Source organism: Streptomyces sp. NPDC057271, assembly GCF_042668715.1.
Classification (GTDB): domain Bacteria; phylum Actinomycetota; class Actinomycetes; order Streptomycetales; family Streptomycetaceae; genus Streptomyces.
On record NZ_JBHUYJ010000116.1, the window covers coordinates 1 to 22,954 of the forward strand.

A 22,954-nucleotide genomic window follows, 5' to 3' on the forward strand; every position below is an offset into this window, starting at 1 on the left:
GTCCAGGGGACGGTCGCGCGGCAGCCGGGCGATCCGCGGGACGAAGGGGAAGCTCGGCTCCGGCGCGGCGGCGATCGTGTCGTCCGTCTCGCCGATCAGCGCGCGTGCCTCGTCGTCCACGGCCTGGACGAGCCGCCGGGGCGGGTCGTACGTCCAGCTCGCCGTGTGCACCTCGCCCGCCACGCGGTAGACGAGCAGCACCTCCCACGTGCCGTCGTCACGGCGCCAGGAGTCCCACTGCACGGTGTCCTTCTCGGCGCCGCGCAGCAGCAGCCGCTCCTGCACCGCCTCGCCGAGCTGCGGTCCGGTGTTCTCGCCGGGCCGGCGTACGGGCGTCTTGCGGGCCCGCTCGGCCATGAACGCCCGCTCCGCGAGCACGGGTCCCTCGAAGCGCCGCACGCGGTCGACGGGGATCCCGGCGAGCTGGGCGACCTCCTCGGCGGAGGCACCGGCACGTATCCGCGCCTGGATGTCGCGAGGGCGGAGGTGGCTCTCCACCTCGATCTCGATCTGACCGAGCCGCGCGCGGTCGTTGCGTACCGCGGCGCGCAGCCGCTCGTCGATCGGAAGCGTGTACTCCGTGCTGTCAGCAGCCTTCAGCACCAGTCGTGTGCCGTCGTTGGAGACGGCCACGACACGCAGTTCGGGCATGGGGACCTCCCGGGTGGTGCCTGCCGACGTCACGTGCGTCGCTGCTTCCGCTAGTCGAGTGTGGCCTGCCCGGGTGCAGCCTGCCACAACCTTGCCGAGTTGCCCGGCGTGTCGGGCCTGGACCCTGGAACGCCGTTATGGCACGGTTACCCACCTGCGACGCAGAGTGACCGACGGTCACGCTCCGCAGCGGGCTACCGCGCGGTGCCTTGGCGCCGCCGGTTCGAGTGCCACTTTCGGCCCCCTCCCCGCATCCCGGCACCCATGAGGGAGCCCGGACCCAGGGATCGCCACAGTACTCCATTCGGGCCACCTGGGTGGACCGGCACGCCGCCCAACTTCTCCGGAGGTACGGGAGTTGAGTTTCCGCGATCTCCGTCGCCGCGTGGCGCTCTTCACAGAAAACGCAGAAACGGAACTTTTCACTTCGCCCATTTGTCCCTTGTGGGTATGGATCACGAGAAGAACGGTGAGAAGAAGAAGCTCGACCTGAGCATCGCTCAGGTCTCGGGCTCCGCGGTCGCCGCCGTCGTGGCGGCCAAACTCGCCTCCACGCTCGGCGTGTACGGCACGATCCTGGGCGCGGGTGTGATCAGTGTCATCGCGACCTGCGGGAGCTCGGTCTTCCACCACCTCTTCAAGCGCACGGGAGAGCAGATACGGGAGGTCACCGTCCCCGCCGAGGCGCCGAAGGCCCAGGCGCGCCGGGGCGTTTTCGGCCGCACCCAGGTGCTCACGGCCGTCGGCGGGCCCGCCGTGCCCCCGTACGACAGGGAGTTCGGCGAGGCGACCACGCACGGCACGCGCGTCCGCGGCTGGAAGCGCTCCGCGGCCGGCGCCGCACTCGTCTTCCTGGTGGCCATGGGAGGTGTCACCGCCTACGAACTGATCTCCGATCAGGACTTCAGCGGCACGAAGGGGCGGACGACCTTCGGCTCCGTCGTCCGGGGCGACGGCGAGGCGAGGAACGAGACGCCGTCCGACGACGGGCCGACCCGGCAGCAGGGACGCCCGGCGCAGCGGGACGGTGGCACCGACCCCGCCGGCGGCGGGAAGCGGGGAACCGGCGAGAGCACCCCCGCCCCCACGCCGACCCCCACCGACCCCACCGGCTCCATCGGCGACGACCCGACATCGTCGGACCCGACCCCCACCCCGCCCGCGACTCCGGCGCCGTCGGACCCGACGCCGACCCCGATCCCGACTCCGCCCCCGACGGCTACCCCGTCCACCGGCGCGGGCGCTCCGGAGACCGGGGCGCCCGCCGAATGACCGTCAGTCGCCCAGTATTCGGCGCAGATGGTCGTTGGCGAAGAGCCGGCCGGGGTCGAGCCGGTCACGCAGCGCCGTGAACTCGGCGTAGCGCGGGTAGACCTCGGCGAGGTAGGCGGCGTCGCGGGTGTGCACCTTGCCCCAGTGCGGCCGGCCGCCGTGCGCGGTCATGATGCGTTCCACCGCGGTGAAGTAGGCACGGTGGGGCGTGCCCTTGTAGAGGTGCACGGCGATGTACGCCGTCTCCCGGCCCGACGCCGTGGAGAGCGCGATGTCGTCGGCGGGAGCCGTCCGCACCTCCACCGGGAAGCTCACCTTCAGAGGCGAGCGCTCGACCATCGCCTTCACCTCGCGCAGCGCCGACACGGCCGCCTCACGCGGCAGTGCGTACTCCATCTCCATGAAGCGCACCCGGCGCGGTGAGGTGAAGACCTTGTACGGGATGTCGGTGTACGTACGGGCCGACAGCGCGCGGCTGGAGACCTTGGCCAGTGCGGGGATGACCGGAGGGACCGCGCGGCCCAGCGAACAGGCCAGCTGGAAGACCCCGTTGGAGAGCAGCTCGTCCTCGACCCAGGAGCTGACCTTCCCGGGCGGGGCCGCGGGACCCGCGCTGCGGTTGTTGCGCTTGGTGTTGCAGTTGTCCGTGTGGGGGAACCAGTAGAACTCGAAGTGCTCGTTCTCCGCGTGCAGCGCGTCGAACTCCGAGGTGACCCGGTCGAAGGTCATCGGTTCCTCGCGCGCGGTGAGCAGGAAGACCGGCTCCACGGCGAACGTGATCGCCGTGACCACGCCGAGCGCTCCGAGTCCGATCCGGGCGGCGGCGAAGACCTCCGGATTCTCCTTCTCCGAGCAGACCAGTGTCTGTCCGTCGGCCGTGACCAGCTCCAGCTCCCGGATCTGCGCGGCGATCGAGGCCGAGTCGCGGCCGGTGCCGTGCGTTCCGGTGGAGGTGGCCCCGGCGGCCGTCTGCTCCATGATGTCGCCCATGTTCGTGAGCGACAGTCCCTCACGGGCCAGCGCCACGTTCAGCCGCTTGAGCGGAGTGCCGGACTCCACGGTCACGGTCATCGCCTCGCGGTCGATCCGCCGGATGCCCGTCAGCAGGTCCGGGCGGACCAGCACCCCGTCAGTGGCGGCGATCGAGGTGAAGGAGTGCCCGGTACCGACCGTCTTGACCCGCAGCCCGTCGGCGGCCGCCTTCCTGACCGCGTCGGCCAGCTCGTCGGCCGAGGCGGGCGTCACCTCCCGCGCGGGCCGGGAGGTGACGTTCCCCGCCCAGTTACGCCACGGGCTGTTCGTCGCCCTCGTGCTCGTCCACCGCTTCGTCGGCGTACTGCTCACGCTGCCCCTCCCGTGTCGGCGCCGGCCTGCCCAGCCGGCGATACCCCAGGAGACCCACCGCGACCGCGAGCGCGCCCGAGACGACAGGCACCACGTACGCCGTCTCCGCGCCCGACGCGTCGACCACCCAGCCGGCGGCCGAGGAGCCGAGCGCCACTCCGACGGCCATCCCGGTCCCTGTCCAGGTCATGCCCTCGGTCAGCTTGGTGCGAGGTACGTGCGCTTCGACGAGGGCCATCGAGATCACCATCGTCGGTGCGATGGAGAGGCCCGCGACAAAGAGCGCCACGGCCAGCAACGGCAAGTTCCCGGCCAGTAGGAGGGGGATCATACTCACGGCCATCGCACAGACACCCAGGAGCCACATGCGCGACGGCTCGCCCTTGAGGTGGAGCAGACCGAAGACGGCGCCGGCCAGGCAGGAGCCCAGCGCGTAGACCGCGAGCACCAGGCTGGCGGCCGCCTTGCTGCCCTGCTCCTCGGCGAAGGCCACCGTCACCACGTCGACGGAGCCGAAGATCGCGCCGGTGGCGACGAAGGCCAGGGCCAGGACCTGCAGTCCGGGGGAGCGGAGCGCGGAGCCGCCCGAACTCCCGTCGTGCGGGTGGGGCGTGGGCTCGGTGGCGGTCAGCGAGGTCAGCCAGAAGACGCCGACGGCGAGGAAGACGGCCGCGAAGAGCGGGCCCGCCTCGGGGAACCAGATCGTCGACAGACCGATCGAGATGATCGGGCCGAAGATGAAGCACACCTCGTCGACGATCGACTCCCAGGAGTACGCGGTGTGGAGTCGGCGGGCCTCGCCCCGGTAGATCTCCGCCCAGCGGGCCCGGGTCATCGCGCCGAGGCTCGGCACACAGCCGATCAGGGCGGTGAAGAGGAACAGGGTCCAGTCCGGTGCGCCCTGCTGGACGCAGAGCAGCAGCCCCGCTGCCGCGGCCAGCGAGACGAGTGTCACCGGGCGCAGCACGCGCCGCTGGCCGTGACGGTCGACGAGCCGGGAGACCTGCGGGCCCAGCACGGCCGCGGACATCGCCATGGTCGCGGCGAGCGCGCCCGCGAGCCCGTACCGCCCCGTGACCTGGGAGATCATCGTGACCACGCCGATGCCCATCATGGACAGCGGCATCCGGCCGACGAAGCCGGCGACCGAGAACGACCTGGTGCCGGGCGCCGCGAAGATCGCGCGGTAGGGACTGGGCAAGGGGATCTCCGGGGCACTCGCTCAACACGTGTAATTAATAGCTAAAGCCTACGGTGTTGAATTCGATGGCGCACCACTTTTCTCGGTCGGGGCGGGCCGTCGGCCGTCAGAGGGGGGTGGGAAGATCGGTGCCATGTCCGATCAGCACGATCCCGCACCGTACGACGCCCTCCTGCTGCTCTCCTTCGGCGGCCCCGAGGGCCCGGACGACGTCGTCCCGTTCCTCGAGAACGTCACCCGCGGCCGAGGCATCCCCAAGGAGCGGCTGAAGGAAGTGGGACAGCACTACTTCCTCTTCGGCGGCGTCAGCCCGATCAACGACCAGAACCGCGCGCTGCTCCACGCGTTGCGCGAGGACTTCGCCGAGACCGGGCTCGACCTGCCGGTCTACTGGGGAAACCGGAACTGGGCGCCGTACCTCACCGACACCCTGCGGGAGATGGTCACCGACGGCAGGCGGCACATCGCCGTCCTCACCACCAGTGCCTACGCCTCGTACTCCGGCTGCCGCCAGTACCGCGAGAACCTCGCCGACGCGCTCTCGGAGCTGGAGGCGGAAGGCCTCCCGCTGCCCCGGGTCGACAAGCTGCGGCACTACTTCAACCACCCCGGCTTCGTCGAGCCCATGGTCGAGGGCGTGCTCACCTCGCTCGCCGAACTCGCCGAACTCGACGAGTCCCTCCGGGCCGGCGCCCATCTCGCCTTCACCACCCACTCCATCCCGGAATCGGCCGCCGACTCCTCGGGTCCCGCCGGCGAGCACGGCGAGGGCGGGGCCTACGTGAAGCAGCACCTGGACGTGGCCCGCGTGATCGTCGACGAGGTCCGCCGCAGAACCGGCGTCGAGCACCCCTGGCAGCTCGTCTACCAGTCCCGCAGCGGCGCCCCTCACATCCCCTGGCTGGAACCGGACATCTGCGAGCACCTGGAGGAGCTGCACGGCGCCGGGGCCCCGGCCGTCGTGATGGTGCCGATCGGCTTCGTCTCGGACCACATGGAGGTCCTCTACGACCTCGACACCGAGGCCACCGCCAAGGCCGGCGAGCTCGGCCTTCCGGTGCGGCGCTCGGCGACCGTCGGGGCCGATCCCCGGTTCGCCGCCGCCGTACGCGACCTCGTCCTGGAGCGCGCGTCGAGCGAGCGCGGTGTCCGTGCCGAGCGCTGCGCCCTCGGAGCGCTCGGACCATCCCACGACCTCTGCCCGATCGGCTGCTGCCCCGCGCGGGCGGAGCGGCCCGCGGCGGCCGGCGCCGACAGCCCGTACGCCTGAGGAGCACCCGTGACCCAGCCCGTGAACCCCGAGCAGGCCGGCGCCCCGAGCCCCGCCCTGCTGACCGAACTGCTCGACCTCGCCCTGGAGGCCGGGCGCCGGGCCGGTGCGCTGCTGCGCGACGGCCGGCCGGACGACCTGACGGTGGCGAAGACCAAGTCCAGCCCCATCGACGTCGTCACGGAGATGGACATCGCCGCGGAGAAGCTGATCACCGGCTTCCTGGGCGAGCGCCGGCCGGACGACGGTTTCCTCGGCGAGGAGGGCGCCGCCAGCCCCGGTACCAGCGGCGTCCGCTGGGTGATCGACCCGCTCGACGGGACGGTGAACTACCTCTACGGCCTGCCGACCTGGGCGGTCTCCATCGCCGCCGAGCTGCACGGCGAGACCGTCGTCGGCGTGGTCGAGGCGCCGATGCGGAACGAGACGTACCGGGCGGTGCTCGGCGGCGGAGCCCACATCGGGGACCGCCGCCTCGCGGTCCGTCCCGCGCCGCCGCTGGACCAGGCGCTGATCGCCACCGGCTTCGCGTACGTCCAGACCCGCCGCGCCCACCAGGCGGACGTCGCCCAGCGGATGATCCCGCGGCTGCGTGACATCCGGCGCGGCGGCTCGGCCGCGATCGACCTCTGCGACGTCGCCACGGGCCGGCTCGACGGCTACTACGAGCGCGGCCTCAACCCCTGGGACCTCGCCGCGGGGGACCTCATCGCCCGCGAGGCGGGCGCCCTGACCGGTGGACGGCCCGGTGAGCGCCCGTCGGGCGAGCTGGCCGTCGCCGCCCCACCCGGCGTCTTCGAGCCCCTCCAGGAGCTTCTGGAGGACCTCGGGGCCTGGCACGACTGAGCCGGTGGCCGGTCGTGCCGGCGGACGGTCGCGTGGACGCGAGGAGGCCCCGGTGTCGACGGACACCGGGGCCTCCTCCGAGTCAGGGGTCAGGCGCTGGCGGCGCCGACCTCCACGCCGTGCTCGGCGGCGAGTCGGTGCAGGTCGTCGAGCTCGGCCTGCTCGACCTCCGCGAGGAAGTCGTCGCCCGTCTCGCGTGCCCGTGTGAGGTCGGTCTGCGCAGTCCTTATGCGCTGCAGCAGTCCTGCGGTGAAAGCGTCCATCGTGCGCCCCCTCGTCATGGGTCGGTGGCACGGGGGTGTGCCGAGGGTGGGTGGATCACACGCTGCTACCTCTGGGGGACAGAGCGGCATGTGGCGTGCCACGTACGTGCCACATGCAGGGCGTGATCACGGGGTGTGCAGACGTCCTCCCCAGGAGTTTCCTCACAGAAACCTCAACTGGCCCGTGAAGTCAGGTGAATTCTTCGTACGCCCCGTCCAACCCCGCCCGCGCTTCCATGCGCCCCCGGCCCTCCCCGGAGCCCCTCCCTCCCCGGCTGTACGCCGCCTTACAGCCGGTTTACGCGCGTACGGGGCAGGATGGACACGCACAGTCAGTGCTCACCATCGCCCGGTCCGCATCAGTGGCAGGGGCCCGTAGGAAGGAATGACCGACGTGCGCGTACTCGTCGTCGAGGACGAGCAGCTGCTCGCCGATGCGGTGGCCACCGGACTGCGCCGGGAGGCCATGGCCGTCGACGTCGTGTACGACGGCGCCGCCGCACTGGAGCGGATCGGGGTGAACGACTACGACGTGGTCGTCCTCGACCGCGACCTCCCGCTGGTCCACGGCGACGACGTCTGCCGGAAGATCGTCGAGCTGGGGATGCCCACGCGCGTCCTGATGCTCACCGCCTCCGGTGACGTCAGCGACCGCGTGGAGGGCCTGGAGCTGGGCGCGGACGACTACCTGCCGAAGCCCTTCGCCTTCACCGAGCTCACCGCCCGCGTGCGCGCGCTGGGCCGGCGCACCACGGTGCCGCTGCCGCCCGTCCTGGAGCGCGCCGGCATCAAGCTCGACCCGAACCGCCGCGAGGTCTTCCGCGAGGGCAAGGAGGTCCAGCTCGCCCCGAAGGAGTTCGCGGTCCTGGAGGTCCTCATGCGCAGCGAGGGCGCGGTGGTCTCGGCCGAGCAGCTCCTGGAGAAGGCCTGGGACGAGAACACGGACCCGTTCACCAACGTCGTACGGGTCACGGTCATGACCCTGCGCCGCAAGCTGGGCGAGCCGCCGGTCATCGTGACCGTCCCCGGCTCCGGCTACCGGATCTGACGCCGTGGCCGCGACCCCGGCGCCCCCACAGGCGCCCCCGAAGCCGACCTGGGACCCCCGGGACCCGGTAAGACCGCTGCTCCGGCCGACGATCCGTATACGACTCACGCTGCTCTACGGCGGGATGTTCCTGATCGCCGGCATCCTCCTGCTGTCGATCATCTATCTCTTCACCGCGCAGGCCCTGGGCGACAGCGCCTCGGAGCTGCCCTTCAAGGTCGTCAAGGGCGAGGTCCAGCCGACCACGTCCTGGTGCCAGCTGCCCGCCACGGGAACGGGCGAGCAGCTCAACGAGGCCGTCTCCGCCTGCCTCCAGCATCAGCGCGACCTGGCCCTCGACGACCTCCTGCGCCGTTCCTTGTTCGCCCTCCTGGGGCTGAGCATCATCGCCTTCGCCTTCGGCTACGCCATGGCCGGCCGGGTGCTCTCCCCGCTGGGCCGGATCACCCGGACCGCCCGCCAGGTGGCCGGATCCGACCTCGCGCGCCGGATCGAGCTGGACGGCCCGGACGACGAGCTGAAGGAGCTCGCCGACACCTTCGACGAGATGCTGGAGCGCCTGGAGCGGGCCTTCAGCGCCCAGCAGCGGTTCGTCGCCAACGCCTCGCACGAGCTGCGCACGCCGCTGGCCATCAACCGCACGCTCCTGGAGGTCCACCTCTCCGACCCCGGAGCGCCCGTCGAGCTCCAGCAGCTCGGCAAGACCCTGCTCGCCACCAACGAGCGCAGCGAGCAGCTGGTCGAGGGCCTGCTGCTGCTCGCCCGCAGCGACAACCAGATCGTCGAGCGCAAGCCGGTCGACCTGGCGGAGGTCGCCTCGCGCGCCGTCGACCAGGTGCACGCGGAGGCCGAGTCCAAGGGCGTGGAGATCCGCGGTGAGTGCGAGCCGGTCGTCGTCCAGGGCAACGGAGTCCTGCTGGAGCGGATCGCCCTGAACCTGGTCCAGAACGCCGTGCGGTACAACGTGGCCGAGGGAGGCTGGGTGGAGGTCACCACCGGGACCGAGCACGGCCAGGCCCTCCTGGTCGTCTCGAACACGGGCCCCGTCGTGCCCGCGTACGAGATCGACAACCTCTTCGAGCCGTTCAGACGGCTGAGGCAGGAGCGCACCGGGAGCGACAAGGGCGTCGGACTCGGCCTGTCGATCGCGCGCTCCGTCGCGCGTGCCCACGGTGGCCGTATCATCGCGGAGCCCCGCGAAGGCGGCGGTCTCGTGATGCGTGTCACTCTCCCGATCTGACACACTTCGGGTACCAGCCGGTTCCGTTCGCTTTGCGCGGAATTTTCGGATCCCGTTCCTGAGACGCTCATGTGTGATCGATCACAGGGGTGCGCATCCGACTCTCCACTCTCCGTGATCGAGATTTCCACGGGAAAACCCGGAAAAGTCCGGGTTTCCGGGGCTCTGGATGACGGGAAGTACACGGGGTGGCGCCCGTGAAGGACGGCAGGAGGACCGTGTACGGTCCCGTTCGCCACCCAACGCCGATCACTCGTGAGAGGACCGGCTGGGTGTCGATTGAGTAACAGACCTTGATGTGAGGCAAAATCTCCGCCTCAGGTCGGGCACAAGTCCGGCCTCTCACGCGTTACGTGCGCTGGAGACACCGCAACCACCCAGAGGGGGAGAGCGACATGGCAACGGATTACGACACCCCACGCAAGACCGACGACGACGTCGATTCGGACAGCCTTGAGGAACTGAAGGCCCGCCGGAACGACAAGTCGACCTCGACGGTCGACGTCGACGAGTTCGAGGCCGCCGAAGGCCTGGAGCTGCCCGGCGCGGACCTCTCGAACGAGGAGCTCGCCGTACGGGTCCTGCCGAAGCAGGCCGACGAGTTCACCTGCATGAGCTGCTTCCTCGTGCACCACCGCAGCCAGCTGGCTCGGGAGAAGAACGGTCAGCCGATCTGCCGCGACTGCGACTGAGACCGGTCGGCCGTGGCAGGCGACGACACACCTTCTCGGAAGCGTCGCTTCCGGCTTCCCAGGAAGCCTGAGGCGAATCAGGGCGGCAACGAGGCGGCGGAGGGTGCCCAGGAGGCACCGGAAGCCGAGGAGACCGCCCTCCTGCCCTCTCTCGGCGCACGTGACGACGAGCGAGGCCGCTCGGCCTCGCTCGAAGCGGCCGCGTCCGGTATACCGACGTCCGGCACGCACGTGTCCGGCACCGACGTGTTCGGTGAGCCCGGGACCGAAGCATTCGCGACACCGGTACCGGCGGAGCCGGGCGGGCGCCGTCTCGGCGCCGTCCAGCGCGTCACCGATCCGGCGCGCTCCCAGCTGGACCGTATGAAGCTCGACCGCGCGCGGATCGACGCCGTCAAACGCGGCGTGAAGCGTGGCGGTGAGAGCGCCAAGGCCGGCATCGGCCATCTCGCCGACCGGATCATCGAGATCGCCCCCCGCGTGCCCGTGCGGGACCTGGCGACCCTGCGCAAGCACTTTCCGGGGCTCGGCCCCGAGCAGATCGCCGACAAACTCGTCGCGGGCGCCTGCAACGCCAGCTCGACGGTCGGCGCCGGCATCGGAGCGGCAGCCATGCTCCCCGTGCCCCCCGCGATGCCCGCGGAACTGGCGGCGGAGATCACCGGAGTCGCCGCGATCGAGATCAAGCTCATCGCCGAGCTGCACGAGGTGTACGGGCTCAGGCCGCCCGGCACGCTCACCCAGCGGGCCACGGCCTATCTGACCTCGTGGACGGAGGAGCGGGGCATCGACCCCGCCAAGCCGACGACCGTCAACGCCGCCCTCGGCGGACAGCTCAAGCGCGAGCTGCGCCAGCAGATCATGAAGCGCATGGTGCGCAACCTGCCCAACCTGATGCCGTTCATGGTCGGCGCGGCCGTCGGAGCCGTCATGAACCGCCGTGACACCAGGAAGCTCGCCCAGCACGTCCGCAAGGACCTGCGCGCGCGCCAGGTGCCCTGGAGCGCCCTGGAGGGGCTGCCCCCGCTGGAGCAGCCGGAGAACCCCAAGGAGATCGGCTTCTAGCCCTCTGCGCGGGCCGCCTCGACGGCCGCGGCGAGACCCTCCGGGTCACGGCTGGAGAGATACACGTACGGCGTCGGGTCCTCGGGGTCCGTGACCTCGATCCGGACCGCCCGCGGCACATAGCCGCGCAGCACCATGAAGGCGCGCGGATCGGCCTTGAACGTGCGCCAGGACCGCGCCTCCTCCGCGTCCAGCACCTCCGGAGTCCCCAGGGCCGAGACCGGGATCCGGGCGTCCCCCGCGACCAGCGAGCCGGCCACCACGCGGATCCGGGCCGAGCCGTACGAGGAGACGCCCACGGCCGCCAGCGCGCCCGCGGCGATCAGCCCGCCCAGCGTCGCCACCGTGCCCAGCGGGAACATCACCAGACCGCCGCTGAGGGCCAGCAGAACCGTGATGACCCACCACGAGCCGGGAGCGGTCAGCCGCTCGTCGAAGCGCGGCGCGGCGGTCGGAGCGGGGGAGGCGGGGGAAGGCTGCATGCGTCCAAGCTTGGCACGGCGCGACCCGCGGCCGACCTCGCGGGTAAGGTCTGCGCCTGTGACCGCAACATCTCCCGCCCTCACCCCGCCGGCCGACGCCATACCGCCGGTACGCCACCCCGACGCGCCCGCCTCCGGTGAGCTGCTCGGCGCGCACTATGAGCACTGCTTCGGGTGCGGCGGCGGGCAGCCCCACGGCCTCCACCTGGAGGCCCGGGCCGGCGAGGGCGTGACCGTCACGGCCGAGTTCACCGTGACCCCCGACCACCAGGGCGCCCCCGGCCTCGCGCACGGCGGCGTCCTCGCCACCGCGCTCGACGAGACCCTCGGCTCCCTGAACTGGCTGCTGCGCGTCATCGCCGTCACCGGACGTCTGGAGACGGACTTCGCCCGGCCCGTCCCGGTGGGCACCGTCCTGCACCTGGAGGCCGAGGTCACCGCCGTGCACGGGCGCAAGATCTACTCGACCGCCGTCGGCCGGATCGGCGGGCCGGAAGGCCCCGTCGCGGTCCGCGCCGACGCCCTCTTCATCGAGGTCAAGGTCGACCACTTCATCGACAACGGCCGCCCGGAGGAGATCCAGGCCGCCATGTCCGACCCCGACCAGGTCCGGCGCGCCCGCGCCTTCGAGGTGAACCCCTGATGCGCAACCCTGTCGACGTACTGATCCGGCGTGTGGACCCGGACGTACCGATCCCCGCCTACGGCCACCCCGGCGACGCCGGCGCCGATCTCGTGACCACCGAGGCGGCCGTTCTGGCCCCCGGAGAGCGGGCCGTGCTGCCCACCGGGGTCTCCATCGCCCTGCCCGACGGCTACGCCGCCTTCGTGCACCCGCGCTCCGGGCTCGCTGCCAGGTGCGGAGTCGCCCTCGTGAATGCCCCAGGGACGGTGGATGCCGGGTACCGTGGAGAGATCAAGGTGATCGTGGTCAATCTCGACCCGCGTGAGAGCGTGCGGTTCGAACGGTTCGACCGGATTGCCCAACTGGTCGTCCAGCAGGTCGAGAAGGTGCGCTTCCACGAGGTGGCGGAGCTTCCCGGCTCGGCGCGGGCCGAGGGGGGCTTCGGGTCCACCGGCGGTCATGCCGCCGTGGACGGCACAACGGGTGGGAATCGATACGCTTCGGTCGTATCCGACCGGGAAGGACAGTGACGTGTTCGGACGTCGCAAGAAGAGCGGTGCCGCTGAGGACGCAGCGGGCGAGGCCGAGCAGGTCGTCGACGAGGTCGACACTGACGACACGGCCGGCGCGCCGCGTCGGGTGAACCTTCCGCCGGCGCCCCGGCCCGACGGACCGTGGGACATCTCCGAGGTCTCCAAGCCCGAGGACGGGCGCGTGGATCTCGGTGGCATCTTCGTGCCCGGAGTCGAGGGCATGGAGCTCCGGGTCGAGGTGGCGGGCGACGCGATCGTCGCGGCCACCGTCGTGCTGCGCGACAGCGCCGTGCAGCTGCAGGCCTTCGCGGCACCGAAGAAGGAAGGCATCTGGGGCGAGGTCCGCGAGGAGATCGCCTCGGGCATCACCCAGCAGGGCGGTGTCATCGACGAGGTCGAGGGACCGCTGGGCTGGGAGCTGCGGGCCCAGGTCCCGGTGCAGCTGCCGGACGGCACCGGCGGAGTGCAGCTCGTGCGCTTCGTGGGCGTCGACGGCCCGCGCTGGTTCCTGCGCGGAGTCATCTCCGGCCAGGGTGCGGTGCAGCCGGAGGCCGCCGGTCTCCTGGAGCAGATCGTCCGGGACACCGTGGTGGTCCGCGGCGACGGCCCGATGGCCCCCCGTGACCCGATCGTCCTCAAGCTGCCCAACGACGCCCAGATGGTGCCGGACGGCGTGCAGCAGGAGGAGCAGGAGGGCTCGCGCTTCTCCGGCGGCATGGGCCAGCTCCAGCGCGGACCGGAGATCACCGAGGTCCGCTGACCTCGTTCCGTACCGCACACAGATCAAGGCCGGTGGGCCGTATTCCGAACATCCTGTCCGGAATACGGCCCACCGGTGCGTTTCCCCCCTGGCCGGACGGCCCCTCGGCGGCCGATACTGACGGGCGCGCCGAGGGTGCGCACGTTCGACGAGGGGGAGCGCAGGGATGAGCGAGAGCAGCACGCGGACCGGGACGGCGGTCGCCCAGGACCCGGCCGGCGGACCCATGGTCCGCGTCGAGAACCTGCGGCGCTCGTACGGCACGGACGCGGCGGCCGTCCACGCCCTGCGCGGGGTCTCCTTCGACGTCCACCACGGCGAGCTCGTCGCGCTCAAGGGCCGCTCGGGCTCCGGCAAGACCACCCTGCTCAACCTGGTCGGCGGCCTGGACAGCCCGGACGGCGGCCGGATCACCATCGACGGGACGGATCTCGCGGAACTCGGCGAGGACGGGCTCCTGGAGCTGCGCCGGGACCGCATCGGCTTCATCTTCCAGTCCTTCGGACTCATCCCGATCCTGACCGCCGCGGAGAACGTGGGAGTGCCGCTGCGGCTGCGCAGGGCGGACCCGAAGGAGCGGGAGGAGCGGGTCGCCCTTCTCCTCGCGCTGGTCGGCCTCGCCGACCACGCGGCGCAGAGGCCCGGCGAGCTCTCCGGCGGCCAGCAGCAGCGCGTCGCCATCGCACGGGCCCTCGCCAACAAGCCGGCCCTGCTGATCGCCGACGAGCCGACGGGGCAGCTCGACGCGGAGACCGGCCTCGCGGTGATGGAACTCCTGCGCGCGGTGGTGCGCAGCGAGGGCGTCACGGCGCTCGTCGCCACCCACGACGCCCAGCTCCTGGGGCTGGCGGACCGCGTGCTCGAACTGGGCGACGGCGAGATCGTCGAACACACCCGGTGACGCGGACGCCGGGCGGCCCGGACCGGTCCGCCGCCCGCGGCCGCCCCATCAGAATCCCGTCAATACGGCTCGTCGCCCTTGCCCCTTGTGCGGAATGTCCGATTCGCTGGACGTAAGGTCATGCCATGGGACGGGGCAAGCTACGGATCTACCTCGGTGCGGCACCGGGTGTCGGCAAGACCTACGCGATGCTCTCCGAGGGACACCGTCGGGCAGAGCGCGGCACGGACTGCGTCGTCGCCTTCGTCGAGCACCACGACCGGCCGCGTACGGAGGTCATGCTGCACGGCCTCGAACAGGTCCCGCGCCGCACCCTCGCGTACCGCGACACCTCCTTCACCGAGATGGACGTCGACGCGGTCCTCGCGAGGAAGCCGGCCGTCGCCCTCGTGGACGAGCTGGCCCACACCAATGTGCCGGGCTCCCGCCACTCCAAGCGCTGGCAGGACGTCGAGGAGCTGCTCGCCGCGGGGATCGACGTCGTATCGACGGTCAACATCCAGCACCTCGAATCGCTGGGCGACGTGGTCGAGTCGATCACCGGCGTACGTCAGCAGGAGACCGTCCCCGACGAGGTGGTGCGGCGCGCCGACCAGATCGAGCTGGTCGACATGTCACCCCAGGCCCTGCGCCGCCGCATGGCCCACGGCAACATCTACAAGCCCGACCGGATCGACGCCTCCCTCGCCAACTACTTCCGCCCCGGCAACCTCACGGCCCTGCGCGAGCTGGCGCTGCTCTGGACCGCCGACCGGGTCGACGAGTACCTCCAGCAGTACCGGGGCGAGCACGGCATCCGCTCCACCTGGCAGGCCCGCGAGCGGATCGTCGTCGGGCTCACGGGCGGGCCCGAGGGCCGCACGCTCATCCGGCGTGCCGCGCGGCTGGCCGAGAAGGGCGCGGGCGGCGAGGTCCTCGCCGTCTACATCGCCCGCAGCGACGGCCTCACCGCCGCCTCGCCCAAGGAGCTCGCGGTCCAGCGGACCCTGGTCGAGGACCTCGGAGGAACGTTCCACCACGTCATAGGCGACGACATCCCCTCCGGTCTCCTGGAGTTCGCGAGGGGCGTCAACGCCACCCAGATCGTCCTCGGCTCCAGCCGCCGGAAGACCTGGCAGTACGTGTTCGGCCCCGGCGTCGGCCAGACCGTCGCCCGTGAGTCCGGCCCCGACCTCGACGTCCACATCGTCACCCACGAGGAGGTGGCCAAGGGGCGCGGACTGCCCGTCGCCCGCGGCGCGCGCCTCGGCCGCTCCCGGATCATCTGGGGCTGGCTGGTCGGGGTGGGCGGCCCCGCCCTCCTCACCGTGCTCCTCACCCATGTCGACGCCGACCTCGGTCTCGCCAACGACATGCTGCTGTTCCTGGCGCTCACCGTCGCCTCGGCACTGCTCGGCGGCCTCCTGCCGGCGCTCGCGTCCGCCGCCTTCGGATCGTTCCTGCTGAACTGGTTCTTCACCCCGCCGCTGCACAAGGTGACCATCGCCGACCCCAGGAACATCGTCGCGATCGCCGTCTTCCTCGGCGTCGCCGTGGCCGTGGCCTCGGTGGTCGACCTCGCCGCCCGCCGCACCCACCAGGCCGCCCGGCTGCGCGCCGAGGCCGAGACCCTCTCCTACCTCGCGGGCAGCGTGCTGCGCGTGGGGGTCCCCCCGGCGGAGCCAGGGGGAGAGTCCAGCCTGGAGTCCCTGCTCGAACGGGTCCGCGAGACGTTCGCCATGGAATCCGTGGCGCTCCTCGAACGGCAGAGCGACGTGGAGCCGTGGACCTGCGCGGCGAGCATGGGCGCGCGCCCCGTCGACCGGCCCGAGGACGCCGACGTGGACATGCCCGTCGGCGAGCACCTGGCCCTCGCCCTGACCGGACGGGTGCTGCCCGCCGAGGACCGGCGCGTGCTCGGCGCGTTCGCCGCGCAGGCAGCGGTCGTACTGGACCGGCAGCGGCTCGTGGGAGAGGCCGAGGAGGCCCGCAAGCTGGCCGAGGGCAACAAGATCCGTACGTCCCTGCTCGCGGCCGTCAGCCATGACCTCCGTACCCCGCTCGCCGCCATCAAGGCGGCCGTCTCCTCCCTGCGCTCCGACGACGTCGAGTGGTCCGAGCAGGACCGGGCGGAACTCCTGGCGGGCATCGAGGAAGGCGCCGACCGGCTCGACCACCTGGTGGGCAACCTCCTCGACATGTCCCGGCTCCAGACCGGCACCGTCACCCCGCTGATCCGCTCCATCGACCTCGACGAGGTCGTCCCGATGGCGCTCGGCGGGGTGCCCGACGGCAGCGCCGAGCTGGACATCCCCGAGACGCTGCCGATGGTCGAGGTCGACAAGGGGCTCCTGGAGCGCGTGGTCGCCAACATCGTCGAGAACGCCGTGAAGTACAGCCCGGAGCGGGTGCCGGTGGTCGTCTCCGCCAGCGCGCTCGGCGACCGGGTCGAGCTGCGTGTCGTGGACCGGGGACCCGGGGTGCCGGACGAGAGCAAGGAGGGCATCTTCGAGCCGTTCCAGCGCTTCGGCGACGCCCCGCGAGGCTCCGGCGTCGGCCTCGGGCTCGCGGTCGCCCGCGGCTTCGTGGAGGCGATGGGGGGCACCATCACCGCGGAGGACACCCCCGGCGGCGGCCTGACCATGACGATCACCCTCAGAGCGGTGACGGGGCGCCGGCCACCGCCGCCCGCCGCCGACGTGCCGGTCCGGGTCACCACGTGACCAGGTGCCCCCGAGCGACCCGGAGCGGCCTCGTGACCCCACAGGATCCCCGTACCCCCCGACGTACGCAGCAGAGAGAAGGAAGCCCTCGATGACCCGGGTTCTCGTCGTCGACGACGAGCCGCAGATCGTCCGCGCGCTGGTGATCAACCTCAAGGCTCGCAAGTACGAGGTGGACGCGGCGCCCGACGGCGCCACCGCCCTTCGGCTCGCCGCCGAACGCCATCCCGACGTGGTCGTCCTCGACCTCGGCCTGCCGGACATCGACGGTGTCGAGGTCATCAAGGGCCTGCGCGGCTGGACCCGGGTGCCGATCCTGGTGCTCTCGGCCCGCCAGACCTCCGACGAGAAGGTCGAGGCCCTCGACGCCGGAGCCGACGACTACGTCACCAAGCCCTTCGGCATGGACGAGCTCCTGGCCCGGCTGCGCGCCGCGGTCCGCAGAGCCGAGCCGGTCGGCGGCGACGACAGCGTCGTCACGGTCGAGACGGAGGGCTTCACGGTCGACCTGGCCGCGAAGAAGGTCCACCGCGACGGCCGTGACGTCCGCCTCACACCGACCGAGTGGCACCTGCTCGAAGTGCTCGTCCGCAACAGCGGGCGCCTGGTGAGCCAGAAGCAGCTCCTCCAGGAGGTCTGGGGCCCGTCGTACGGCACGGAGACCAACTACCTGCGGGTCTACATGGCGCAGTTGAGGCGGAAGCTGGAGGTCGACCCCTCCCACCCGCGGCACTTCGTCACCGAGCCGGGCATGGGCTACCGCTTCGAGCGCTGACTCGACCCGCGGACGGGCCCGAGGAAGGTGCGGACGCCCCCGGGGAAAGGTGCGGACGTGCCCGGAGAGGCGGCGGGAGGCCCGTGAAGAGGCCCGTGGGGTCCCGTTCGAAGGGCCGGTTCCGCAGTCGGTGGGGGCCGGTACGCTTTCTGTATGAGTGCTGCACCGCGTACAGAGAAGCCGGCCGGACGCTTCCGCCGGATGCTCGACCGGCTGTCCACCTCGCAGGAGGAGCTGGAGTCCGTCGAGCTCCGGGAGGACGCCGAGGCGACGGGCTGCACGCGTATCTGCGACTGCTCCGACCGCCAGATAGTCAAGGTGACTGGTACCTTGCGCACGGTCACGCTGCGCCCCCGGGCGGGTGTGCCCGCCCTCGAGGCCGAGCTGTTCGACGGCACGGCCCCGCTGGACGTGGTGTGGCTGGGCCGGCGGTCCATCGTGGGCATCGAGCCGGGCCGCAAGCTGATCGCCTCCGGCCGGATCTCCATGAGCCACGGCCGGCGGGTCCTCTTCAACCCCAAATACGAGCTCCGACCGCTCGGACAGGAGTAGCCGGTGACGTCGCTCGACAAGCCGACGACGGATCAGGACGCCCCGGAAGGCCAGGGCGCTCCGGAGGGACAGGCCGCGAAGGAGGTCACCGAGGCCGCGCTGTTCGAGGCCTTCGGCGGCCTGCGGGGCATGATCGAGACGGTCCTCCCCGGCCTGCTCTTCGTCACGATCTTCACGATCAACAAGGACCTGCACATCTCGGCGATCGCGGCGCTCGCGGTCTCCCTGGTCCTGGTCGCCGTCCGGCTGATCCGCCGGGACACCGTCAAGCACGCCTTCAGCGGCGTGTTCGGCGTGGCGTTCGGTGTGGTCTTCGCGATGATGACCGGCAACGCCAAGGACTTCTACCTGCCGGGCATGCTGTACACGCTCGGCCTCGGGCTCGCGTACATCGTCACCACGCTCGCGGGCGTCCCGCTGATCGGCCTGATCCTCGGCCCGGTCTTCAAGGAGAACCTCTCCTGGCGGACGCGTAACCCCGGCCGCAAGAAGGCCTACGCGAAGGCGAGCTACGCGTGGGGCCTCATCCTGCTCGCCAAGTGCGCGATCCTCTTCCCGATGTACTGGTGGGCCGACACGACCAAGTTCGGCTGGGTCCTCGTCGCGCTGAAGATCCCGCCCTTCCTGCTCGCGGTCTACCTGACGTGGGTCTTCCTGGCGAAGGCCCCGCCGCCGATCGACGTCTTCGCCGAGATGGAGGCGGAGGAGAAGGCCGAGAAGGCCCGCAGGGCGGCCGCGGCGCGCGAGCGGGAGTCGTAACCCTCGGAGCCGTACGAGACGCGCGGTCAGGGCGCCGGAAGCGTGCCGTGAGCCGTACGGGGACAGGCACGAGCCGTGGGCCTCACGCGTTCGGGCACGTGCCGTGAGCCGTACGGGGACAGGCACGAGCCGTGGGCCTCACCGGCGTTACGGGAAGGGCCCGGGACCTCTCGAGGTCCCGGGCCCTTCCCCGTACGTCCCACGCCCTCGCCCTCGCGGCGCGGGCGTCAGTCCCTCGGCGCGCCCTCTTCGCGACGGACCGACAGCAGGTCCTCCAACTGCTCCTCGCGCGCCTGGGCGGCCACGAAGAGGAGCTCGTCGCCCGCCTCCAGGGTCTCCTCGGGACTCGGGGTCAGCACCCGCGAGCCGCGGATGATCGTCACCAGGGAGGTGTCCTGCGGCCAGGCGACATCGCCCACCGCCGTTCCCGCGATCGCCGACTCCGGCGGGAGCGTCAGCTCGACCAGGTTCGCGTCGCCGTGGCTGAAGCGCAGCAGCCGGACCAGGTCGCCGACGCTCACCGCCTCCTCCACCAGGGCCGACATCAGACGCGGCGTCGACACGGCGACGTCCACGCCCCAGGACTCGTTGAAGAGCCACTCGTTCTTGGGGTTGTTCACCCGGGCGACCACGCGCGGCACGCCGTACTCGGTCTTCGCGAGCAGCGAGACGACCAGGTTCACCTTGTCGTCACCCGTGGCCGCGATCACCACGTTGCAGCGTTGCAGCGCGGCCTCGTCCAGGGACGTGATCTCACAGGCGTCGGCGAGCAGCCACTCGGCCTGCGGCACCCGCTCCACCGAGATGGCGGTGGGCGCCTTGTCGATCAGCAGGATCTCGTGGCCGTTCTCCAGGAGCTCGCCCGCGATGGAACGGCCCACCGCGCCCGCGCCCGCAATAGCGACACGCATCAGTGACCACCCTCCTCGGGACCCTCGGCGAAGGCCTCCTCGACCTTCGCGATCTCGTCCGTACGCATCATCACGTGCACGAGGTCGCCCTCCTGAAGCACGGTCTGCGACGAGGGGATGATCGACTCGCCCAGCCGGGTGAGGAACGCGACGCGCACCCCGGTCTCGTCCTGCAGCTTGCTGATCTTGTGGCCGATCCACGCCGGGGAGGTGTGCACCTCGGCGAGCTGCACCCCGCCACTCGGGTCGGTCCACAGCGGCTCGGCGCCGGACGGCAGCAGGCGCCGCAGCATCTGGTCGGCGGTCCAGCGGACCGTCGCGACGGTCGGGATGCCGAGACGCTGGTAGACCTCGGCGCGCCGGGGGTCGTAGATCCGGGCGGCCACGTTCTCGATGCCGAACATCTCGCGGGCGACCCGGGCGGCGATGATGTTCGAGTTGTCGCCGCTGCTCACCGCGGCGAAGGCACCGGCCTCTTCGATCCCCGCCTCGCGCAGCGTGTCCTGATCGAAGCCGACGCCGGTGACACGCCGTCCGCCGAAGCCGGAGCCGAGACGGCGGAAAGCCGTCGGGTCCTGGTCCACGACGGCCACGGTGTGCCCCTGCTGCTCCAGGGTCTGCGCGAGAGCGGCTCCCACTCGCCCGCAGCCCATGATGACGATGTGCACGTCCCCTTACCCCGCACTCCTGATCGTCTTACTGACCTGCGAATACACCCTGCTCACAACTTTCCTCACCCGACTGGCCCGGGCCGTGGCGGGCAGCGCCCTGCCGAGCTGCCCGATCCGAGCTTATGCGGCAACACCTTGGGGGACCGCATCCGCGGTCCCCGCCAGGGAGATTCCGTGCGGATCGGGGGTCGCGGTGAGCATGGCTGTTTTCGAACGCTTACGATCCTCTCCGTGTCCAAACTGACCGACCTGCCCAAACGGATCTTGATCGGACGGGCTCTGCGCAGCGACAAGCTCGGGGAGACCCTGCTCCCGAAGCGCATCGCCCTCCCTGTCTTCGCCTCCGACCCGCTGTCCTCGGTGGCGTACGCACCGGGCGAGGTGCTGCTCGTCCTGTCGATCGCGGGTCTGTCGGCCTACCACTTCAGCCCGTGGATCGCGCTGGCCGTCGTCGTCCTGATGTTCACGGTCGTCGCGTCCTACCGGCAGAACGTCCACGCCTACCCGAGCGGCGGCGGCGACTACGAGGTCGCCAACACCAACCTCGGCCCGAAGGCCGGACTGACCGTCGCCAGCGCCCTCCTCGTCGACTACGTCCTGACCGTCGCCGTCTCGATCTCCTCCGGGATCGAGAACCTCGGCTCGGCCATCCCGTTCGTCGTCGAGCACAAGGTCCTCTGCGCGGTCGGCGTCATCGTGCTGCTGACGCTGATGAACCTGCGCGGGGTGAAGGAGTCGGGCAGCCTCTTCGCCATCCCGACGTACGTCTTCGTCGCCGGCGTCTTCATCATGATCGCCTGGGGTGCGTACAAGGGGATCGTCCTCGACGACACCATGAAGGCCCCCACCGCAGGCTTGGAGATCAAGCCCGAGCACCAGGGGCTGGCCGGCTTCGCGCTGTTCTTCCTCCTGCTGCGCGCCTTCTCCTCCGGCTGTGCCGCCCTCACCGGCGTCGAGGCGATCTCCAACGGTGTCCCCGCGTTCCGCAAGCCCAAGTCGAAGAACGCCGGCACCACGCTCGCGCTCATGGGCGCGCTGGCCGTCACCATGTTCTGCGGCATCATCTTCCTGGCGCTCGCCACCGACGTACGGATGGCCGAGAACCCCGCGGTCGACCTCCTCCAGAACGGTGTGCCCGTCGGCGAGAGCTACGTCCAGGACCCGGTGATCTCGCAGGTCGCGGCCGCCGTGTTCGGCGACGGAACGTTCTTCTTCGTCCTCCTCGCCGCGGCCACGGCGCTCGTCCTCTTCCTGGCCGCCAACACGGCGTACAACGGCTTCCCGCTCCTCGGCTCGATCCTCGCCCAGGACCGGTACCTGCCGCGCCAGCTGCACACCCGCGGCGACCGGCTCACCTTCTCCAACGGCATCGTGCTCCTCGCAGGCGCCGCCGCCCTCCTGGTCTGGGTCTACGGGGCCGACTCGACGAAGCTGATCCAGCTGTACATCGTCGGCGTCTTCGTCTCCTTCACCCTCAGCCAGACCGGCATGGTCCGGCACTGGAACCGCCACCTGCGGACCGAGCGGGACCCGGCCAAGCGCCGCCACATGATCCGCTCCCGTGCGATCAACACCTTCGGCGCCTTCTTCACCGGCCTGGTCCTGGTCGTCGTCCTCGCCACCAAGTTCACGCACGGCGCCTGGGTCGCCCTGCTCGGCATGGTGATCTTCTACGGGACGATGACCGCGATCCGCCGGCACTACGACTCGGTCGCGGACGAGATCGCCGCCGCCGAGGAGCGCCCCGACGAGTACGTACGCCCCTCGCGCGTCCGCTCCGTCGTCCTCGTCTCCAAGCTGCACAAGCCGACGCTGCGCGCGCTCGCCTACGCCAAGCTCCTGCACGCGAACGAGCTGGAGGCGCTGAGCGTCAACGTCGACCCGGCCGAGACCAAGGCGCTGCGGGAGGAGTGGGAGCGGCGCGGGATCAACGTACCGCTGAAGATCCTCGACTCGCCGTACCGCGAGATCACCCGGCCGGTGATCGAGTACGTCAAGAACATCCGCCGCGAGAGCCCGCGCGACGCCGTCTCGGTCTACATCCCCGAGTACGTCGTCGGCCACTGGTACGAGCACCTGCTGCACAACCAGAGCGCCCTGCGCCTCAAGGGCCGCCTGCTCTTCACCCCGGGCGTGATGGTGACCTCCGTCCCCTACCAGCTGCAGTCCTCCGAGGCCGCGCGGAAGCGGGCGAGGAAGCGCCAGGACTGGAACGCGCCGGGTTCGGTGCGCCGTGGTCCGGTCGAGAAGCGCGCGAAGGAACCGACCGGCAAGGGCACGTAGACTGGTGGGGTGGGGTTGGTGGTAAGCCCCCCCCCCCCTCCCCTTTCCGCGCCCCCTCCCTCCCAAAACAACCCCTTCTTCCTTTGTCTGGGGAGAAGACAAAGGCTA

General features: G+C 71.1%; 23 protein-coding genes. 16 read left to right on the top strand and 7 right to left on the bottom strand.

Annotated elements, in window-relative coordinates; all coding sequences use genetic code 11:
• Positions 1 to 684: septation protein SepH (sepH, locus tag ACFUJR_RS33600; RefSeq protein ID WP_383451048.1), on the bottom strand; the 684-nt coding region annotated here is incomplete at its 3' end.
• A 417-nt stretch (positions 685 to 1,101) separates the two neighbouring features.
• Here sepH and ACFUJR_RS33605 point away from each other — a divergent pair.
• Positions 1,102 to 1,923, top strand: a complete 822-nt coding sequence (locus ACFUJR_RS33605) for a hypothetical protein (protein ID WP_383175964.1) — start codon at positions 1,102 to 1,104, stop codon at positions 1,921 to 1,923.
• 3 nt (positions 1,924 to 1,926) lie between these two features.
• Here the strand turns inward: ACFUJR_RS33605 and ACFUJR_RS33610 are convergent, their stop codons facing one another.
• Both ACFUJR_RS33610 and ACFUJR_RS33615 read right to left on the bottom strand, forming a co-directional pair.
• The gene (locus tag ACFUJR_RS33610; protein ID WP_383175967.1) at positions 1,927 to 3,267 is read right to left on the bottom strand and encodes a D-arabinono-1,4-lactone oxidase; all 1,341 of its coding nucleotides are present in this window, start codon (positions 3,265 to 3,267) and stop codon (positions 1,927 to 1,929) included.
• A complete protein-coding gene (locus tag ACFUJR_RS33615; protein WP_383175969.1) occupies positions 3,206 to 4,468 on the bottom strand; it encodes an MFS transporter in 1,263 nt (420 codons plus the stop codon). The genes ACFUJR_RS33610 and ACFUJR_RS33615 overlap by 62 nt, the downstream gene beginning before the upstream one ends.
• 133 nt (positions 4,469 to 4,601) lie before the next feature.
• Here ACFUJR_RS33615 and ACFUJR_RS33620 point away from each other — a divergent pair, with 133 nt between their 5' ends.
• Positions 4,602 to 5,738 carry a ferrochelatase gene (locus ACFUJR_RS33620; RefSeq protein ID WP_383175972.1) on the top strand — a complete coding sequence of 379 codons (1,137 nt, stop codon included), beginning with the start codon at positions 4,602 to 4,604 and terminating at the stop codon, positions 5,736 to 5,738.
• A 9-nt stretch (positions 5,739 to 5,747) separates the two neighbouring features.
• Positions 5,748 to 6,584: an inositol monophosphatase family protein gene (locus ACFUJR_RS33625; RefSeq protein WP_383175975.1), complete on the top strand. Its 837-nt coding sequence runs from the start codon at positions 5,748 to 5,750 to the stop codon at positions 6,582 to 6,584.
• 89 nt (positions 6,585 to 6,673) lie between these two features.
• Here ACFUJR_RS33625 and ACFUJR_RS33630 read toward each other — a convergent pair whose 3' ends face one another.
• A complete protein-coding gene (locus tag ACFUJR_RS33630; RefSeq protein WP_315893340.1) occupies positions 6,674 to 6,847 on the bottom strand; it encodes a hypothetical protein in 174 nt (57 codons plus the stop codon).
• 394 nt (positions 6,848 to 7,241) lie between these two features.
• Between ACFUJR_RS33630 and ACFUJR_RS33635 the strand changes: the two genes are divergently transcribed.
• The 4 genes from ACFUJR_RS33635 (at position 7,242) to ACFUJR_RS33650 (ending at position 10,892) form a co-directional block, all read left to right on the top strand.
• On the top strand, positions 7,242 to 7,895 hold the full coding sequence (locus ACFUJR_RS33635; protein WP_024758527.1) for a response regulator transcription factor: 654 nt from the start codon (positions 7,242 to 7,244) through the stop codon (positions 7,893 to 7,895).
• A gap of 4 nt (positions 7,896 to 7,899) precedes the next feature.
• A complete protein-coding gene (locus ACFUJR_RS33640) occupies positions 7,900 to 9,135 on the top strand; it encodes a sensor histidine kinase (protein ID WP_383175979.1) in 1,236 nt (411 codons plus the stop codon).
• A gap of 395 nt (positions 9,136 to 9,530) precedes the next feature.
• Positions 9,531 to 9,827 (top strand): DUF4193 domain-containing protein, encoded by a 297-nt coding sequence (locus tag ACFUJR_RS33645; protein ID WP_003955561.1) that lies wholly within the window; start codon positions 9,531 to 9,533, stop codon positions 9,825 to 9,827.
• 12 nt (positions 9,828 to 9,839) lie between these two features.
• On the top strand, positions 9,840 to 10,892 hold the full coding sequence (locus tag ACFUJR_RS33650; protein ID WP_383175982.1) for a hypothetical protein: 1,053 nt from the start codon (positions 9,840 to 9,842) through the stop codon (positions 10,890 to 10,892).
• On the opposite strand, the gene ACFUJR_RS33655 is transcribed toward ACFUJR_RS33650, so the two are convergent.
• Positions 10,889 to 11,374, bottom strand: a complete 486-nt coding sequence (locus ACFUJR_RS33655; protein ID WP_383175985.1) for a DUF3093 domain-containing protein — start codon at positions 11,372 to 11,374, stop codon at positions 10,889 to 10,891. The two genes, ACFUJR_RS33650 and ACFUJR_RS33655, sit on opposite strands and share 4 nt — an antisense overlap.
• 58 nt (positions 11,375 to 11,432) lie before the next feature.
• Between ACFUJR_RS33655 and ACFUJR_RS33660 the strand changes: the two genes are divergently transcribed.
• The 8 genes from ACFUJR_RS33660 to ACFUJR_RS33695 all read left to right on the top strand — a co-directional run bounded on the left by ACFUJR_RS33660 (position 11,433) and on the right by ACFUJR_RS33695 (position 18,981).
• Positions 11,433 to 12,017 (top strand): PaaI family thioesterase, encoded by a 585-nt coding sequence (locus ACFUJR_RS33660; protein WP_383175988.1) that lies wholly within the window; start codon positions 11,433 to 11,435, stop codon positions 12,015 to 12,017.
• Complete coding sequence (gene dut, locus ACFUJR_RS33665; protein ID WP_030146953.1) at positions 12,017 to 12,529, top strand: dUTP diphosphatase; 513 nt, start codon at positions 12,017 to 12,019, stop codon at positions 12,527 to 12,529. Before ACFUJR_RS33660 ends, dut begins: the two co-directional genes overlap by 1 nt.
• 1 nt (position 12,530) lies before the next feature.
• Positions 12,531 to 13,292: a DUF3710 domain-containing protein gene (locus ACFUJR_RS33670; RefSeq protein ID WP_352188027.1), complete on the top strand. Its 762-nt coding sequence runs from the start codon at positions 12,531 to 12,533 to the stop codon at positions 13,290 to 13,292.
• A 166-nt stretch (positions 13,293 to 13,458) separates the two neighbouring features.
• Positions 13,459 to 14,193, top strand: a complete 735-nt coding sequence (locus ACFUJR_RS33675; protein ID WP_383175993.1) for an ABC transporter ATP-binding protein — start codon at positions 13,459 to 13,461, stop codon at positions 14,191 to 14,193.
• 125 nt (positions 14,194 to 14,318) lie between these two features.
• Positions 14,319 to 16,895, top strand: a complete 2,577-nt coding sequence (locus tag ACFUJR_RS33680; protein ID WP_383175996.1) for an ATP-binding protein — start codon at positions 14,319 to 14,321, stop codon at positions 16,893 to 16,895.
• A 91-nt stretch (positions 16,896 to 16,986) separates the two neighbouring features.
• Positions 16,987 to 17,670, top strand: coding sequence for a response regulator (locus ACFUJR_RS33685; protein ID WP_361441844.1), 684 nt, complete (start codon positions 16,987 to 16,989; stop codon positions 17,668 to 17,670).
• Positions 17,671 to 17,823: 153 nt separating this feature from the next.
• The gene (locus ACFUJR_RS33690) at positions 17,824 to 18,222 is read left to right on the top strand and encodes an OB-fold nucleic acid binding domain-containing protein (protein ID WP_383175999.1); all 399 of its coding nucleotides are present in this window, start codon (positions 17,824 to 17,826) and stop codon (positions 18,220 to 18,222) included.
• A gap of 3 nt (positions 18,223 to 18,225) precedes the next feature.
• Positions 18,226 to 18,981, top strand: a complete 756-nt coding sequence (locus ACFUJR_RS33695) for a DUF3159 domain-containing protein (RefSeq protein ID WP_383176002.1) — start codon at positions 18,226 to 18,228, stop codon at positions 18,979 to 18,981.
• A gap of 227 nt (positions 18,982 to 19,208) precedes the next feature.
• On the opposite strand, the gene ACFUJR_RS33700 is transcribed toward ACFUJR_RS33695, so the two are convergent.
• Positions 19,209 to 19,892 carry a potassium channel family protein gene (locus ACFUJR_RS33700; protein WP_383180947.1) on the bottom strand — a complete coding sequence of 228 codons (684 nt, stop codon included), beginning with the start codon at positions 19,890 to 19,892 and terminating at the stop codon, positions 19,209 to 19,211.
• Positions 19,892 to 20,560 (bottom strand): TrkA family potassium uptake protein, encoded by a 669-nt coding sequence (locus ACFUJR_RS33705; RefSeq protein WP_352188034.1) that lies wholly within the window; start codon positions 20,558 to 20,560, stop codon positions 19,892 to 19,894. Before ACFUJR_RS33705 ends, ACFUJR_RS33700 begins: the two co-directional genes overlap by 1 nt.
• A gap of 234 nt (positions 20,561 to 20,794) precedes the next feature.
• Between ACFUJR_RS33705 and ACFUJR_RS33710 the strand changes: the two genes are divergently transcribed.
• Entirely contained in the window at positions 20,795 to 22,846 is a 2,052-nt protein-coding gene (locus tag ACFUJR_RS33710) for an APC family permease (RefSeq protein WP_383180950.1), read from the top strand.
• Positions 22,847 to 22,954 lie beyond the last annotated feature (108 nt).

Coding starts and splice junctions, on each gene's coding strand:
- ACFUJR_RS33605 (WP_383175964.1), top strand. CDS start 1,102: ATGGATCACGAGAAGAACGGTGAGAAGAAGAAGCTCGACCTGAGCATC.
- ACFUJR_RS33620 (WP_383175972.1), top strand. CDS start 4,602: ATGTCCGATCAGCACGATCCCGCACCGTACGACGCCCTCCTGCTGCTC.
- ACFUJR_RS33630 (WP_315893340.1), bottom strand. CDS start 6,847: ATGGACGCTTTCACCGCAGGACTGCTGCAGCGCATAAGGACTGCGCAG.
- ACFUJR_RS33645 (WP_003955561.1), top strand. CDS start 9,531: ATGGCAACGGATTACGACACCCCACGCAAGACCGACGACGACGTCGAT.
- ACFUJR_RS33655 (WP_383175985.1), bottom strand. CDS start 11,374: ATGCAGCCTTCCCCCGCCTCCCCCGCTCCGACCGCCGCGCCGCGCTTC.
- dut (WP_030146953.1), top strand. CDS start 12,017: ATGCGCAACCCTGTCGACGTACTGATCCGGCGTGTGGACCCGGACGTA.
- ACFUJR_RS33675 (WP_383175993.1), top strand. CDS start 13,459: ATGAGCGAGAGCAGCACGCGGACCGGGACGGCGGTCGCCCAGGACCCG.
- ACFUJR_RS33680 (WP_383175996.1), top strand. CDS start 14,319: ATGGGACGGGGCAAGCTACGGATCTACCTCGGTGCGGCACCGGGTGTC.
- ACFUJR_RS33685 (WP_361441844.1), top strand. CDS start 16,987: ATGACCCGGGTTCTCGTCGTCGACGACGAGCCGCAGATCGTCCGCGCG.
- ACFUJR_RS33690 (WP_383175999.1), top strand. CDS start 17,824: ATGAGTGCTGCACCGCGTACAGAGAAGCCGGCCGGACGCTTCCGCCGG.
- ACFUJR_RS33700 (WP_383180947.1), bottom strand. CDS start 19,892: ATGCGTGTCGCTATTGCGGGCGCGGGCGCGGTGGGCCGTTCCATCGCG.